At 45.5% G+C, this 17220-nt stretch carries 13 protein-coding genes; all 13 read right to left on the bottom strand.

The window, feature by feature from the left end:
* Position 1: 1 nt before the first annotated feature.
* Positions 2-934, bottom strand: coding sequence for an ABC transporter ATP-binding protein (locus tag D9Y29_RS24550; RefSeq protein ID WP_127132897.1), 933 nt, complete (start codon positions 932-934; stop codon positions 2-4).
* Positions 935-956: 22 nt separating this feature from the next.
* Positions 957-1577 carry a hypothetical protein gene (locus D9Y29_RS24555; protein ID WP_127132898.1) on the bottom strand — a complete coding sequence of 207 codons (621 nt, stop codon included), beginning with the start codon at positions 1575-1577 and terminating at the stop codon, positions 957-959.
* A gap of 11 nt (positions 1578-1588) precedes the next feature.
* Positions 1589-2959 (bottom strand): M16 family metallopeptidase, encoded by a 1371-nt coding sequence (locus tag D9Y29_RS24560; protein ID WP_164735538.1) that lies wholly within the window; start codon positions 2957-2959, stop codon positions 1589-1591.
* A gap of 177 nt (positions 2960-3136) precedes the next feature.
* Positions 3137-4504 (bottom strand): RagB/SusD family nutrient uptake outer membrane protein, encoded by a 1368-nt coding sequence (locus D9Y29_RS24565; RefSeq protein ID WP_164735539.1) that lies wholly within the window; start codon positions 4502-4504, stop codon positions 3137-3139.
* A 47-nt stretch (positions 4505-4551) separates the two neighbouring features.
* Positions 4552-8142 carry a SusC/RagA family TonB-linked outer membrane protein gene (locus D9Y29_RS24570; protein WP_164735540.1) on the bottom strand — a complete coding sequence of 1197 codons (3591 nt, stop codon included), beginning with the start codon at positions 8140-8142 and terminating at the stop codon, positions 4552-4554.
* A gap of 235 nt (positions 8143-8377) precedes the next feature.
* A complete protein-coding gene (locus D9Y29_RS24575) occupies positions 8378-9652 on the bottom strand; it encodes a FecR domain-containing protein (RefSeq protein ID WP_127132902.1) in 1275 nt (424 codons plus the stop codon).
* 50 nt (positions 9653-9702) lie between these two features.
* Positions 9703-10302: an RNA polymerase sigma-70 factor gene (locus D9Y29_RS24580; RefSeq protein WP_164735541.1), complete on the bottom strand. Its 600-nt coding sequence runs from the start codon at positions 10300-10302 to the stop codon at positions 9703-9705.
* A 177-nt stretch (positions 10303-10479) separates the two neighbouring features.
* The gene (locus D9Y29_RS24585; RefSeq protein ID WP_241238034.1) at positions 10480-11280 is read right to left on the bottom strand and encodes a glycerophosphodiester phosphodiesterase family protein; all 801 of its coding nucleotides are present in this window, start codon (positions 11278-11280) and stop codon (positions 10480-10482) included.
* A gap of 87 nt (positions 11281-11367) precedes the next feature.
* Positions 11368-11967 carry a histidine phosphatase family protein gene (locus D9Y29_RS24590; RefSeq protein ID WP_127132905.1) on the bottom strand — a complete coding sequence of 200 codons (600 nt, stop codon included), beginning with the start codon at positions 11965-11967 and terminating at the stop codon, positions 11368-11370.
* A gap of 2 nt (positions 11968-11969) precedes the next feature.
* A complete protein-coding gene (locus D9Y29_RS24595; RefSeq protein ID WP_127132906.1) occupies positions 11970-13412 on the bottom strand; it encodes an FGGY-family carbohydrate kinase in 1443 nt (480 codons plus the stop codon).
* 12 nt (positions 13413-13424) lie between these two features.
* Positions 13425-14879, bottom strand: a complete 1455-nt coding sequence (locus D9Y29_RS24600) for an FGGY-family carbohydrate kinase (RefSeq protein ID WP_127132907.1) — start codon at positions 14877-14879, stop codon at positions 13425-13427.
* Between the two features lie 11 nt (positions 14880-14890).
* Positions 14891-15901 carry a 2-hydroxyacid dehydrogenase gene (locus D9Y29_RS24605; RefSeq protein WP_127132908.1) on the bottom strand — a complete coding sequence of 337 codons (1011 nt, stop codon included), beginning with the start codon at positions 15899-15901 and terminating at the stop codon, positions 14891-14893.
* A gap of 33 nt (positions 15902-15934) precedes the next feature.
* Positions 15935-17212, bottom strand: coding sequence for an MFS transporter (locus tag D9Y29_RS24610; RefSeq protein WP_127132909.1), 1278 nt, complete (start codon positions 17210-17212; stop codon positions 15935-15937).
* Between the last annotated feature and the right edge of the window lie 8 nt (positions 17213-17220).

The following is a 17220-nucleotide window of genomic DNA, read 5'->3' on the forward strand; positions in this document are numbered from 1 at the left end:
TTTAGTTCTTTTCTGAGTGACCGGTTAATTGTTTAAATATTTCATCGATTGAATTCTTTTCGATAGCAAGCTGTGTCATCCTCCATTCTTTCCGGACGCTTTCCGTAATGATGGTTTCGCTCACTACCTTACTGCCATCATAAAAGATCCTGAACGAGCGTGGCGTCAATTTCTCCACCCTGTTCACTCCTTTTACTGCCGCCAGCACATCGGCTGAAGGCGCATTCTCGAACTCCACCAGCATACTTTGCGGAGCTACATAATTATTGAATGCATCCATGGTATCAGAAAACACCAGTTTGCCCTGTTCTATCATCAGGATCTCCTGACACAACAATTGTATCTCCGACAAAATATGGGAGGAAAGGATCACGGTCCGTTCATCGGCAATTTCTTTGATCAGGTTACGTACTTCCACAATCTGAACGGGATCGAGGCCATTGGTAGGCTCATCAAGAATTACAAGGGCAGGCTTATGAATGATCGACTGGGCAATGCCAACACGCTGACGGTAACCACCTGAAAGATTTTTCAATAAGCGGTCTTTCACATGCACCACCCCGCATTTGGCCATCACTTCATCCACGGCTTGATATGCCGCTTTCCCATCGATCTGCCGTAACCTGGCCGTATACAACAAATACTCAGACACGGTAAGGTCCAGGTACAGGGGAGCATATTGGGGAAGAAAACCAATATGGCTTTTGGCTTCCATAGGATGCTTCCTGATATTGACTCCCTGAATAAATACTTCACCCTGGGTCTGGTTCAAGGCCCCGCAAACGATATTCATGGTGGTTGATTTACCGGCGCCATTAGAGCCGAGCAAACCATAAATACCCTTCTTCTTTATTTCTATATTGATATCGCGTATGGCCCAGGCTGTGGCATAGGCATGCGATAAATTCTCAATCTTTAAAATGGGATGCTGCATCGATACAATTTTTTATGACTGGTTAAAAAATTTCAAACTCGAAAACGATATAATGTGGTATGCCCAGTTTCTTCCCCCAATTCATCACGTCTTCACCACTGTTGTCTACATTACAATAGGAAAGCATATTGGGCGAACCAGGTACGGGTATGGGAAGAATATGGGCCAGGAAGTATTGCCGCTTTCCTGTTACAAATGATTTTTTACTGTCCTGCAAAACATTTCGCAGGCTATACATGGGGGAACCTGTGGTCTTGAACTGTTTACGCGCCATCAGACCGGGGAAATGAAAATGCATGCTGATGTTCTTTTGCTCATCCAGTTTAGAGATCACCCTCACTTCAAACACGGAGTCCGCAATGGGTTTCCGGGATAAGGAATTGGCGATAATGGATGTAGCTGTAACTTCTCCTTTCCAGATCTCATTTGCAGATAAAATGAAATGTTTACCGATCAGGGAACTTCCGGTAAATGTTATCGTCTGGTAGTCGATATTTTCCAGTTGCACCAGGTCCTGGAGCTCTCTGTCTTTTGCGCCATAATGAACTTCAAAGGGTACGGATTCGCCCGGTGTACTTTGGGCCTGAAGTTGAACCAGGAGCAACATGAAAGCGATTGCCAATAAATACTTTTTTGTTATCATGCTGTGGGGGATTATTTTTTGTTGGAAGCTGTTGTGATCCAGTGAACGATATCGGACTGTACTGGCATATTCATTCTGTGCTGTTGTGGGGCAACAATAAAGCAGTGTTTCACTCCTTGAATGAACTCCTGTAAACTGGTTGTGATGTCTTTGGCACTGATGGTTCCTATCAATTGCTGCTGTTGTTCATATAGCAGTTCAACTGGTAGGTCGGGGATATTGTATAAAAACTTATTGCAGAGTTGATCGGCATAATAGCGGGCATACAAGCGGCTTCTGGCGGCAAATAATTGTTTGGCATCCTGTAGCATTTTTGCTTTGATAGCAGCAACGGTAGTATCTGAAAATCCATTTCGGGATATCTGCACCAATTGATAGTATACGGTTTTAAAATTTTCTTCCAGGTCATTTTCGTTGGCAGCAATATTCAGCATGACGAGGTCGAGTCCCCGCTCTGCTCTCCTGATCAAAAAAGTAGCCTTGGTATTTTTGTTCTTTGTGGCAAGGATAGTAAGGGCATTGCTCATTGCCTGCTGGAATATTTCCCAGACAAGCTTGTTGCGCAGGTCCCCGGCGTTGATCACATCAACTTCAGGATATTGCACGGCCAGGGTAAGGGTAGTTTCCCGGACTGCCGTATCCGTTACCAACACAAAGCCCGGTGTTTGATGTGGGGTTATGAAAAAGCTGGTATTGCCGGGATTGCCTTCGGTTACAGGTAATGAAGCAAAAGCAGCTTCTATTTGTTTTTTCATTTCTGTTACATCAATATCTCCAACAATGATCAGCGCCTGCAAATCGGGGCGCAGCCATTTTTTTTGAAAAGTCTCCAATCCGGAAGCAGACAATTTTTCCATAGCGGCCATGCTACCGATCGGGGGATGTTCAGCAAATGCTGAATACCCTAATTGGATCGGCCTCAATTGTTCGATGATACGTTGAGGGAAAAGTATACCGGATTCTTTTATTTGTTTGATAGCGCTGTCTCGTTGCGCCTGCAGCAAATTTGCTGCAGGCGTGGATGGAGTGATCACTTCTTTCAACCACTCCATGGTATTTCGCAATAGTGGCGTATAACTGGCCAGCTGGAACTTATAGATGGTTTTATCGTAACCATTGAACACTACATCGGAGCCATCGGATTTTGAGCCGGTTTTTAGAAAGAGATATTGGATATCCTCTTTACTGAAGTGCTGGGTTTTGTTCAGGGAAAGATGAGATAACAGCCTCGAATATCCGCTTTCATTTTTCGTTTCCACCATCGATCCCGTTTTAGAAACGAGGTACATGGCGGCTCTTCCCGGCTCTCCTTTATAGGGCTTGATATAATAATTGAACCCGTTGTTCAGTCTGCCCTGGATAACGCTTTTATCAGACGGCAACTGGCCGGTTTGGGACATTGCATCTTGCACGCACACTAAAAACATTGACACAAAAAGGTACCGCATAACTGTTAAGTTTTGTATTCACGACCAGGCATAGGATGCCCAATCCATAAGTAGCCTATTATTTTCTATGGAGTATGACGGGCGTCCTATGCCCTGTGTATGTTGTTGTATTTACCGCTCGGGCTGTGGCATTCCGGTAACCTGCACCACATCATGTGGCAATAAGAAAACATACCGCAGGTCATTGGGAGCAAGCGTGTAGGTGATATTTTCACCACCGGGGTCCAACACACGAACCACAGGTTTTGCAAATTGAGGTTCCAGGTTAAGCCTGCGTTGGTCCATCACTCTGACTCCTCTGTAGATCAACGATTTTTTACGTTCGGTAATTACCATTTCGAGGGCTTGCTGCGCATTGGTAGCAGTAAAGGGTACAAAGGTGCCGGTACGCCACCTGGTTTGCAACAGCGTGTTCAACGCCATCATTGCATCATCCTTCTTGCCAGTCCTAGCATAGCATTCAGCCAATGTCAAATACATTTCATCCACGCAAACACCGATCATAAAACTCCCGCTGGAGGACCCTGTATAACTTCCTTTGAATTGCGAATGCCCTTTGTTATCGATTAAGAAAAATGCAGCTTTCCTGAGATCGTTCTCATCATACGAGGCTACCAGGTTGTTATCGATATAACCATTCCTGGTGGGGTAGAAGAGGTCTGTAGAAGTGCTTGTGGAGTAATACAAAGTTTCTTTATTGTAGTTTTCGAATGGCAGCTGCGCATTCAGATCCAGCTCGTTGAAATCAAACAGGGAGTGATCGATCCTTAACGATGAGTCAGCATATTTTCCGGCCAGTTCAAATTCCTGCATTACCAGGTAAACACGGGCAAGGGAACCATATGCGCTGGCTTTATCCGGCCTTGTGTTATATTGTTCTTTGGGAGGCAGGAGCTGTATCGCTTCTTTGAGGTCAGCAACAACCTGTTCGTATGCCTCTTTCACAGTAGACCTTTTCGAGATCGCATTTACATCCGGGTCAAGTCTGAGGGGTATGCCAGGTTTCTTATTGGCCGCTTCATCACCCTTGATATATATGGGAGAAAAACATTTCAATAAATGAAAAAAAGCGTTGGCTCTTACGAAAAGGGCCGCACCTTTTATTCTTCTCCATTCAACCGGATCATCGTTCTTCACTTTTGGCAAGAGGTCCAATACGGTATTGGCATAATAAACAGGTGTGAAACTATAGGTCCATCCGTTCAGGAAGAATTGTTCGGTATAATAGTCCTGGCCGAAAGTGTAGAACTGCCTTGTTGTATAAGTAAGCTTGTCTAGATCATCCTTATCCATTTTGAAATAATCGCTGTAATGTTCCAGCACACTCGTTGCCCCCTGATTATTGATCTTGCCGTTATTATCCATCATAGCTCTCAGGTCTTTGAGCTTTGAAGGTATTACCTGTGAAGAACTGGGCTTGCTGTCGAGAAACTTCTGGCAGGATGGCAAAGTAAACAAGGCTGTAGCCAGCGATGCCATGCATAATGATTTTATTATTCTCAATTTCATGATCGATCTTCTTAAGGTTAGAAAGTAAGGTTACATCCGAAATTCACTGAGCTTACCGTTCTGTAATAGGTATTTTCCGGGTCGATGCCAATCTTATTCGCTTTCCATATCAATCCCAGGTCCCTCGCGCCTGCAAATAGGTTCAGGCTCACCGGCCTTGTGGTTGTCTTTACGGCAAAACTGTATCCTATCCGTATATCCGATAAACGGATATAATCAGCTTTATGAACGAAATCCTGGCTATATGCTGCAAAATTTTCCCTGTTGTAATTGATTGGATAAACACGGGAAGGAATATAAGTGTGTTTTTCGTCGCCGGGTTTCTGCCATCTGCCTTCATAATTTCCAAAATGCCGCCAATCTCCGAAAGCATTTCCACTATACATTTCTTCTTTAAACCAGGCGCCAAACTTGTACATGAGGTTGAACGACAAATCAAAATTCTTATACCTGAAAGCATTGCGCAGAAAACCGGTGAAAGGTGGCATGCCAGGGCCATTCACTACCAGATCCTTCACCGAGTCTTTAAATAATTCTGTATAATTCTTACTGATCTCTCCTGTTTGACGGTCGTAGCCCCTGGGATCACCAGTCAGTGGGTCAAGTCCGGCTGACTTGAAACTGAACACAGTGTACATTTGGTATCCCTCCATGATATTGGCATTCTCACCTCCGTTGATCAGGTTGTAACCGTTGGAATTATATCCATAAAATTTCTTCACGAGATTCTTTGTATAGGACAAAGAGAAAGCGGTTGTCCAGGAAAAATCCTTTGTCTGGATATTGACTGAATTCAATATGATATCCCATCCGCTGCCTGTGAGTATACCCACATTTTTGAACATCGACGTCAGTCCTGAGCTGGGATCCAACTGGCTCAACGCGATCAGATCGGTACATTTCTTATCGTAGTATTCTATGGAGCCGGAGAGACGGCTATTGAACAAGGCGAAATCCAATCCATAATTGATCATCCTGGTATCCTCCCATTTCATATCAGGATTGGGTGGAGTTGAGATACTGGCATACGCATAATTGGTAAAGTATGCGCCACTTGATAAATAGATGATTGGGTAATATCCATTACCAGGATAAATATTCCCGCTATGGCCGTAGGTAATTCTCGCTTTCAGGAGATTGACCCAGTCAGCATTGAAGAATTTTTCTTTATGTATTTGCCACGCAATTCCCGAAGACCATAAAGGTTTCCACTTTTCGTTGGTTTTAATACCTAGTACATTTGATCCATCTCTTCTTCCGGAAATGGTGAAAACATATTTACCATCAAAAGTATAAGCCGCATTCCCGAGAAAGGAAACCATCCTGTTGATATTACCGCTAAAGCCCTGAAAACCGGGTATCCTGAATTTGCCGAAAATTCCCCCGAACGTAGGATAAGCAGTAGTATGATCTACCGATGTAGAGGTTTTATACTCTCTGTCGTAACCATATGCAGAATAGGATGCTCCCGATCCTTTGTTCTGTGAAATTTCCGAAGCAGCGAACGCAGTTACTTCATGCACACCATTCCATTTGTTGTTGTAGGCCAACTGTCCTCTGAACTGATGTTTGAACTGGTCCTGGTCTTGTACTGTAATCCTCGATCCTTTCGGTAAAATATAGGAAATACGGTCTCCATCGATCTGCGTCCACCTGTTGATCATTTCTCTCATGGTATAGCTATTTACATCATTGATGTTTTCAATAGTAGTAGACTGCTTGTCTATTCCATATCTTATTTCAGCCGACAGTTTAGGGTTAAAATTATATTTGATGCGGGCTGTCAGGTTGATATTCTCCGATTTGGTTTTGGTTGAGTTCAAGCCTATTTCATCTAATGGTCTATAGGAATAATCCAATAGTTTACCGCCTCCTGCTGTATCGATGAACTTCTTATTGAATGAATAGGGAATGGCGAGCGCTTCCCCATCAGGCCCCTTGAATTCGGCGTACGGATATAAACCAGACTTGCCACCAGCCGGCATAAAGTTGGTAGAGAACCCTGAGCTACCGATCTCGGAAATATTGTTGATATACATTAATCCAATTTCAATCGAAAGATTCTTTACGGGCCTGATCTCGGTAACCGTACGAAGCGTATACCTGTTCTCGTAATCCTTTTTATTATCTGTCAGCGCCCTGTCATAGGAACCGGAGACCAGGTAGTTCATCACCTGGTTACCACCACTGATCCCAAGATTGTAATTCTGGCGAACAGGATTTTGCAGGAAGAGGTCGCTGTATTCATAACGGTAATCGGTATTCCTCCATTTTGCTATCTGATCGTTCAATTCCTTATCGCTTACGAGGCCGTTCCTGTGATCATCCAGCATATTCACCAAGGGGGAAGTCACTCGCAGGCGTGAGGACAAACCCGTAAGGTCGGAATTGTAATATCCCTTATCAAACATTTCCATTTCCAGGTCTATGAAATCTGAAGAACTCATTTTCTTCCTGTACCAGATATCTTTTTTCTCTGAAATATTCACATTGGCGCCAAAACTCAATTGGAACGGAGATTTGGTATTGTTCTTTTTCAATTCGATCACAATTACACCGTTGGCAGCTCTTGCGCCCCAGATAGATGCTGCTGCGGCATCTTTGAGTATGGTAACGGATTCAACATCCACAGGATTGATTAGATCGATATCACCATCATACGGGAAACCATTAACAACAATCAAAGGGCCATTACCTCTGCCCATGAAAGTATTCAATCCTCTGATGTTATACTGGTTCCTGTCTCTTGTTTCAGAATTTAGGCGACGGTCGAGCTGCAAGCCGGGAACATATCCCACCAGCCTGTCCATGAGCCGGGCATCGGTCCTTTTGTTCAGTTGTTCTTTCCCAACAAACACAAAACTTCCGGTGGCTCGCTCTTTGGGAAGCGCCTGGTAGCCTGTATTCACCACTACTTCATTCAGCGAAGAAAAACTGGGGACCATCACTACAATTATTTCATCATTCGCGTTTTGAATATATGAACCGGTTGCCTGTGCTTCATCCTTTTGATTATTCAACCTCGCTACAGTGTTCAACTGAACAGCGCGGAAACTGTTGCGGGCATTGGAAGCAATTTTGAATTGCAGATCATGGTACCCCACTGCTGTAACAGTAATGGTATCACCTTCCTCCACATTGAGTTCGAAGCGACCATCTGTACCCGAACTGCCAACCGGTAATTTGTTCTTTGAAAATGTTACACCTGGCAGGGAGGCGCCTTCCTGCGAGCGTACACGGCCTTTGATCAGTTTTGGCGCCAACAGATCAGAGATGGGTATATAGGATCTGACAGACCCCGTGGCTACTTCTTCCATTTTTTCTGTAAGAAAAATGGTACGGCCATCGATCCTGAACCCGAAGGGCTGATCCTTTACGAATGCAGTCATGAATTCCACCAGTGGCATCTTATACGCGGATATCGATACCGGCTTTGCATTTTCCAGTAAGTTGAGTGTAAAGAAAACTAGAAAATCCGTTTGCTTTTCGATAGCAGAAATCACCCGGATTGCTGAAGCATTCGACTCTGAGAAAGTCACTGTTTGCGCGAGGGGTCGCGCGGAAACAGCGAGTGAAGCAACAAGGTGAAACACGAAAACCAGTCTCATAATACGGAAAGTTTTGGAAGCTAGCTGGCGTGAAGATCCGCTTGACAACGGGATATCATGCCTGCAGCAATTAGCAGTTTTTTGCATAATTTGCATTGGTTTGGTTAAAAAATAAGCGTCACAGCGAATGAACTAACCTAACTATCGGCCGGGAGTGTGTCACCACTTCCGGCTTTTGTTTTGTCAGCAGGATGATACAGGTTTAATGCTAATGGCTGGTTTCTACTTTTATCTTTCAGGGCAATACTAAAAGTTTTCTTTCTCCTGAGAGCTGAATATTGATCTTCGCATCTTTCAATGCCCGGAGTACACTAGCGAGCGTTACGCTCCGGCTCATTTTGCCGCCGAACTTTATATCAGGAACACCTTGTGGATATACAATTTCCAAATCGTACCATCGTGCCAGTTGACGCATAACTTCTTCCAGACTGGCATCTTTAAAATTGAAGGCTCCGTTCTTCCAGGCAACAACCTTGTCTGTATCTGCATCAATGATCATTATTCCGGAAGAAGATTTTTGTGTAATTGTAGAAGCCATCCGCGCCTGCTGTCCGGGTTTCAATACAACGCGGGTTTGTATGTTAGCGTTTTTGTTTTGTTTCACTGCAGCAGGCAATGAAACGGCAACAGCGCCTTCAAGCAAAGTTGTATTGATGTGGGTTTCATCTTTGTAGGCATTCACGTTGAAACTTGTTCCCAGCACTTCAACAGATGATCCTCCATTCACATTCACCATAAAAGGCTTCTCTTTGTTGGGAGACACTTCGAAATAGACTTCTCCATCGATCTTTACTTCCCGCTTGCTGCCGTTAAAAGCTGCAGGAAAAGTAAGGGAGGAGGCTGCATTGAGCCAAACCTTTGTGCCATCGGGAAGCGTTACGCGGTATTGTCCTCCTCTTGGCGTAGTGATGGTATTCCACATCGCCTCCCTGCTTTCAATGCCACTAAGATCATAAACGATCTCACCATTGGCGAGTTTGATAACCTGCGCCCCACCCTGAGTGGCAAGCTTGCCATCTGCAGCACTGTCGAGAATTATCTTGCTGCCATCGGCCAATGTAAGCATTGCCCGGTTTCCGCCGGGAGCTATATCCGTTTGTATAGGATGGTGGTTGTCTGCAAATGTTTGCTCAGGCTCTTTGTGAGTAAGGAGATAAGCAAGTACGGCCAGTCCCATTGCCAGAATGATAGCGGCTGCATAGCGGAAAAATCCGGTACGCAGGAAATGAATACGGCGAACAGGTGAAGAAACATCAACTGAGAGCTTACCAGGAGACGGAGAAACACCAGACTGCTGAGTTGTCCAAATGGCCTCAAAAAGTTTTTCTCTTAAGTTGGTATCCTCTGCATCAGTGAACGCATCCTGATCATACTGTTGCTGCATCAGCAGCTCAAGTTCTCCACGATACTGCGGGGAAAGAATCGCTTGCAGCAATTGTACCTTTGTTTCCGGACTGAGCTCCGCAGTGAGATACTGCTCAATTAATATGTTTAGATCGGCTGATTGCATACTGTATAAATAAAGACAGGCCACAAATCAAACAGGTACAGCGCCGTGAATTATTTTTTTAAACTTATTTCCAGCATCCAAAGAAACAGAAATACCAGGGTATGAGCCGGATCAGTATTTTTCCGGAGGGTATTCAAGGCCCGGACCATATGATTCTTTACAGTTTCTTTTAAGATGCCCAGCCGTTGGGCAATTTCTTCATGGGTAAGTCCTTCTTCCCGGCTCATTTTATATATGAGCCGCTGTTGGGTGGGCAATTTCTCTATGAGTTGATTGATGGTTGTTTTCATTTCCTTCAACTGCAATGCAGCATCCGGCATTAAAGGGGATTCCTGGGAGGACGCGATGGCTTCACCGTTTTTTTGTCGAACGACATTTTTTTCCATCAAATTGAGGACAGCATTTCTACAAAGAATAAAGAGATAGTTATCGGCATTCTTAATTGCATGCAATTCGGTCCGCCTGATCCATAGCTTCAGGAAAATATCCTGCACAATATCTTCCGCCTGTATTCCGGATTTGAGCCACGACAAAGCAAATGAGTACAAACGGTTCCAGCTCCTGTCATAAAGCTCCCTGAAGGCCGCTTCATCACCCTCTGCTATCCGCTTAAGCAGATCCTGTTCTATATTTGAATAATTTACCGGCAAGTCGTATGAAAAATCAGTTAGTAAAAAAGTGAAATTAGGGAAACGCCGGAAAACTACTCCAATTTTAGTAATAATATACTTGTTCTGAACATAAATGAAAACCAACGAGAGGAGCAAATAAAGCGCATAAAAAAAGCGACCATTCAGTCGCTTCCGGATTTTTTAAAATTGAAATTGTCAACGTTTACTTTTTACAGCTTCCGCTACTTCCACCGGCAGATCAGACTCAAGAATATCTGCACCTTGTTTGAAAATATCCCGAAATGCCGCGGCACGTTCTTCCTTAGTTTCCAACTTATCATATACCGGCGCTGCTGAGATCATGCACATCACACCGCGTGCATGCAGCAGATCAAACATGGTCTTATTGGCTGGTTTATTCTCTGAACCTATGTATGCGATCATATTCTTCCAGGGCAGGCCAACAGCTTCATATTCTTTTAGAGCGCCTTCTGTTTTTACAAAAGCAGACATCATCCGCTGGTTATCATCATCAAAATAAAATTTCGCCTGTTTGGCATTGTGTACGGTCACCATCACAAAGCTGCCTGCATTATTTTTCCGAATGATATCCGCTGTCATTTGCATTGGTACATCTTTCTTATCCAGGTTGAGGATGGTTTTTCCGCGTGCCCAGTCGATTGCCTCCTGCAAAGTAGGGATACGATAGGGTGTTACATTTCCATCTTTATCTTTTAATCGTAATTGCTTTACTTCTTCCCAGGTGTAATCAGCGAGCTTTCCTTTGCCGGTAGTGGTCCTATCTAAAGTGGCATCGTGCAGCAACACGATCACACTGTCCTTAGTTAAACGCGGGTCTATTTCAAAAAAGGCCGGCGTATGTTTCAATACATATTCAAAAGTCTCGATCGCATTTTCAGGATACCCGGTGAGATAACTTCCGCGGTGTCCGCTGATGATCTTTTTTCCATTTCCCGAATAATGGAAAAAAGAATGAAGCTTAGCAGGCGTTTTCATTTTTATCGTTTTCAACTGGGCTGATGCAGTTGATACGATTAACAATACAGCCATTGACACAACACTCCCTAATAATGAAGTCTTCATTTACCGAAGTTTTGAATTGAGTAATTCAAGCGTAAGCGTTCCGTTCCTGTCAAGTGTGAAGCAGGTGATGGACGAATTCTGTTGCACCAGCTGCCGGTAATTCTTTAAAGGCATACCTAATTTGTGCGCCATGAATAGGCGGTTGATGCCATTATGCGCCACCACCATGATATTCCCTTCGGAATAATCCTGCAGGAGGGATTGAAAGAAATCATCCACCCTGACTACAATTTCCGCACCCGTTTCACCTGTGCCACCGGCACGGTGAATGCCCGGATTATTCATCCAGTTCAGCCAAATCGATTCATTTTCCGCAATAAATTCTTCTTTTGTTTTCGCTTCCCAGGTACCGAAATCTGCTTCGATCAATCGCTCATCTTTTACAGGGTCTTTGCCGGAAGCGATCTTTGCAGTCGTGTATGCGCGTTGCAATGGAGAAGAATACACAGCGGCAAATTCGATTCCTTCCAGTTGACGTTTCACTTCTTCCGCCTGTTTGATCCCTTTTTCCGTGAGTGGGATATCTGTTCTGCCGCAGTAGCGGTTATTATCTGCATTGTAGGCGGTTTCGCCGTGTCGGAGTAAAAAAACCTTCAGCATGTTCAGTTCAATATTTTTCTTTCACGCAATTCTTCAATAAACAATTTGTATTTCAGGTCATAGGCAGTTATCAACTCTGCCGATGGCTGCACAGTTAGCTCTGCGGCCACCATTGCCGCAGCAGCGGTTTGCAGGTCTGGATAATAACTATGTGATGCTGCCAAGATAGCCGCACCAGCCGCTCCGGATACATTCTTCATTTTGCAGACAGGCACATTCAGCACGCTGCTGCGGATCAGCAACCAGGTATCGCTGTTGCTGCCGCCACCGGCAGAGAAAACTTTTTCTATTTTTTCACCAGACAATACTGCAATCCTTTCATAAGCGTATCGCTCAATGAAGGCCACGCCTTCCATACAGGCAGTGAATTTCTCTACTTCATCTCCTTCAGGCCAGAAGCCAACAGCCTTCGGCGATACAAAAGGAAATCTTTCACACTGTTGTAATAAAGGCCAGGCGAGGGATGCAGCAGGTAGCCTGTCAGCAGCCTGTTTGCCTAACTCTTGCAGGTCCTGGCCGGCAAATAACTTACTCACCCAATCAGCCCCGGTATTACTGGCGCCACCAGGCATCCAGTAACCGGCAGGATGACGATGATTGTAAATGGCTCCCGAAGGATCGTTCACTGATTGTTTGGTAACGCCTTTTATTACCAGGGTAGTGCCGATAGTGGTATTCCACTGACCAGGGCTTACTGCGCCTGATGCTACCTGCGAGGCACAGCCGTCAGTCATGCCGGTTGTAACCAGTATCCCGCCAGGTAATCCGAATTGTTTAGCTATTTCCGGTAATATTTTTCCGATCGCTTCCCCCGAAGGTTTCACTTCCTGCAACCATTCACGGCGAATGCCGATCTGTTCTGTAATATAGCCAGGCCACTGATCCTGATGCAGATCATAGCCGGATTTCATGGCATTGGTATAATCGGTTACATCATACAGTCCGCATAACCTGCCAGTGATGAAATCCGATGCATGTATGAATTTGTACAGTTGTTCTGTTTTTTCAGGATATGTTTCCAGGAACCAGCGCATCTTCGGTAAACCGCTGCTGGCATTGAATGCTGTATATCCTTCCTGTACATTTTCCTCTGCTATTGCTTTGCAGAACGCAGCCTGCTGTGCAGAACGGGGATCACTGTACATGATCGAATTGTGTAGAGGATTGAAGTTACGATCCAATGGAATGATGGTGCCGGAAGTTGAAGTAACTGCAACTGCTTTAATTTCATCCAGAGGAATTTGTTCCTTTACTGCTGAAACTAATGCAGGGATCAACCTGCAACAGCTCTCCCACCACAGTTCCGGGGATTGTTCTTCCCGTGAACCTTCTGTCAATGGAAACACTTCTTCCTTTGCTCCTAATTGCCGGCCGGTTTCATCCAGCATCACTACTCTTGCACCCTGCGTGCCAATATCGATCCCAATAAAATATGCTTCACTCATGTTCACTTCAATTTAGCTGACAGCCCTGAACTGTTCTCTTGTTGCTTTCCATTGTTCATAATATTTTTCAATTGCGCCTTTGTCCAGACCGGTTGCCGCCGAACTTTCCTGTTTTGCTTCTTCTCTTTGTACATCAACCCCGGTTGCTTCATTGCAAAGGATAGCCGCACCAATAACCGAAGCCTGTTCAAACCCGGCTTTCACACGCACTTCATTCCCGGTGATAACAGCAATCAGGTTACGCAATGTCTGGCTCTGCAATCCGCCTCCGCAGGCCCAGATATACCCGGCATCATGACCGGATACTTCAGCCAGCACTTTATAGTTCTCAGCAATTGAAAATGCAATATCCATCAATGTAGCCCACACGAAACTACCACGGCTCAGCTCATGCGAAACAGGAACGGGAAACACAAACCCACCCCAGATCACCGGTTTTGTTTCACCGGCAATCAGCGAGCCCAGGCTGGCCACACATTTCTTACCGGCTGTTTCTGCCAGTTCCCGCTCTATCACATCATAGCCTTCATTCGGGTAGAACACTTCCTTGAGACGTTGGTAATTCAACCCTGTAACCCCGGCATTTGCTTCAAACACAAAACGGTCTTTCACAATATCCCTGCTGGTCCAGGTCCTTTCTTTTTTATCTGTGATATAAGAACCTTCGAGTTTTACAACAGGAGTAGTGGTTCCTGAAACGATCACTACATCACCAACAGAGGGTTCCGTGCTTTTGATCGCCATCTGTGTATCGCCGCCGCCAGTAACCACTTCTGCCAGGGCGCTGATGCCCCATGATGCAGCAATCTCTTTTTTCACTTTTCCAATCAATGATCCTGATTGAGAAAGTTGCGGCAAAAGCCCCTGAGCAATGCCAAACATGTTGCAGAGTTCTTCGCTCCATTTACCCGCTGCTACATCGTACAACAAAGTTTCAGATGCCTGTGAATGCTCGTAGACGGCTATGCCACTCAATTCCCAGGCGGCCCAATCGCTGATGCTGAGAAAGAAGCCCAGATCATTCCAGACATCTTTTCTCTTTTCGCGTATGCCTACCAGTTTGTAGGAAGAGAATAAGGAAGTAGGATAACGGCCGGTCAACTGGTAGATCCTGCTTTTATCAGGAAAATGATTCTCCCATTCGCGGCCACGATGATCGATATTAGGTAAGCCAATCACCGCTTTGCCGGCTTTATCGATCAGCACAATCCCTTCCCGCTGGCTGGTAGTTGTAGCGGCTGTGATATTCACGCCGCCAGCCTGCTGCAATGCAAGTGCAGTCAGTTGTTTCAGCTGTTCCCAGAGTTCTTCAGGCTTGAAATAAATGGAATCAGGGTAAAGCTCATCGCGATAATATCGGATATCGGCCCTCGCTACGCCCAGTATTTTACCGGACGGCGTTACGATAGCCGAACGTACATTGCCCGTACCGATATCAAGCACCAGGTATGCATCCTGTTGTTTCATCCTTGACTGTTTTATCGTTGAATATACGATGATAATATTTCCTTGTTGGCCAGCCTTGCTGCGCTATGCTTTCCATGAACGAACCATTCCACCAACACTTCATTGAGGATCCGCACATGATGGTCTTCCACTTCATGGGTGGCACCGGCAATATGTGGTGTGGGCAATACATTGGGCAGATCGATGATCTTATAGTCAAGCTCATCCGGCGGTTCATTATCGAATACATCCAGGATGGCTCCCTTGATCTTGTTTTGCGATAGGGCGCTGTACATATCATTCCTGTTCACCACTACTGCTCTTGCCGTGTTCACGAAAATAGCATCGGGCCTCATCAGCTCAAAAAGCCGCGCATCGATCATTCCCTTTGTGTCTGCCGTTACCGGTAAGTGAATGGATACGATATCACAATTGGAGAACAATTCTTCCAGGCTCAGTTGTTGATAAGAAGGGAAGGACGATGCATTCACATATGGATCATAATAGGCAATAGAACAGGGATAGTTCTCGATCATCCTTGCAATCAGTTGACCGATGGCGCCAAAGCCAACCATACCAACCTTCTTGCCGGCCAGTTCATTTCCTTTGAACTGTAGATAAGATGTATGCGCACCTGCGCTCCAGTTGCGGCCCCGCAGCCAGTCGATCGCCGGCAGGGTCTTACGCATGAAGGTGATCACATTGGCAATGAACATTTCCGCCACGGCCTGCGCATTACGGGCGGGCGTATAAAAAACAGGAATACCGTGTTTGGTGGCGGTTGCAACGGCAACATTGGAAGGCGTACCCCTGCAAACACCAATGAATTGCAGGTGTGCATTGGCGTTGATCACTTTTTCTGTTACATGATCATGCTCGGTAATGAGCGCTTCTGCTTCTGTTTCGTATAAAAGCGCAATCAGTTCGTCTTCATTATAGGCCCGTCCGTTCTCTTTCCATGGACGATAGATCACTTCTCCCAGGTCCTGCTTTACATCAAACAATCCTTTTTCATGATAGGGCGCTGTAATCAATACTCTCATATGTCTCATTAATGTTTAATAATTTTTCATAGATCATGATGGCAAAACGGATGACTCTGCCACATGTAATTTGCTTTTGTGATCAGTATCTGTAGCTGGCAATGTGATGAACTTTGTCAATACTGCGCTGATGAAATAGAGAACAGCCAGGATCCAGATGATCCCTTCCGCGCCGAGGCTGCCGATGAAGAGCCCAACGATGGCTGGTCCAACAAATACAGGCAGTCCTGCACCAAGATTGAGAATGGCCATTGCGGCGCCTTTATCTTTTTTCACCAGTGAAGGAACCAGTGCAGAAAGCGGTACATAGCCCGCCAGGCAAGCTCCCCAGGCGATACCGGCCAGCATTACCATCCAATAGTTCCCGCCGGTGTATTGTGGAATGTAGAAGAGCAGCAAAGTGGTGATGCCACAACCTACTCCACCAAACCAGGCAATGGTTTGCCGCCAGCCGAGCCGGTCACCCACGAATCCGAAGATCAGGTTGAAAGCGATATTGCTGGTGAAGATGGTGCCCCAGATATACAACCACTGTGTTGTGCTGAACCCATGTGCTTCCATATATGTGGGAAGAAAAACAGGAAAAGCGAACTGTGCTGTTGTATTGATCACGCGAACAATGCCACCCAGCGCTACTTTTGGCTCAGTTCGAACAATGGTCAGCCCCTTCATCAGTTCTTTCCATTTGTTCTGTTTTGCTTCTTCATTTCTTTTGAACGGCGCTTTGTTCAGCACCAGCGCAAACAGGGCTCCGAGCAATACCCAGAACACGGCGCTCCATAAAGCGGGGATATGTCCGAGCTCGCGGATAGCCCAGCTGGAATAGAAGGCCCCCAGTACATTCAGTCCACCGGTGAACACGAACCAGAACCAACCGACGGCCCGTCCCAGCATATTTGGAGGCGTCACGTAAGACACCCATACTAAAAAGGAATAAGCGAATAATGGATAACCGAAACCACGCAATGCATAAGTGATCAGCATTACCGGCATATCCAGTGTATCCAGTCCGATGCCAATGAACCCGGCTGTACCTGCCAGGTAGATCAGCAGTCCGATCAGCATCGTTTTCTTCGGCGTAAAGGATTCGGCCATCACACCTGAGAACCAGGAAGCAATGGCAATGGTTACTCCGTAAGCAGTGAACAACGTGGCATTCTGCTGAATGCTCAGGCCGCGTTCCAAAAGATAAGGGCTCAGCCATCCCGTTTCCATTCCGTCTCCCATCATGAATAACAGGATGCCCAGGTATCCGGATAGGAGTGATGGCGGGATGCCGAATTTGTTAGTAATGGTTTCGTTATTTCTCATGCAGCAAT

This window comes from Pseudoflavitalea rhizosphaerae (genome assembly GCF_003991355.1).
In the GTDB taxonomy this organism is placed as follows: Bacteria; Bacteroidota; Bacteroidia; order Chitinophagales; family Chitinophagaceae; genus Pseudobacter; species Pseudobacter rhizosphaerae.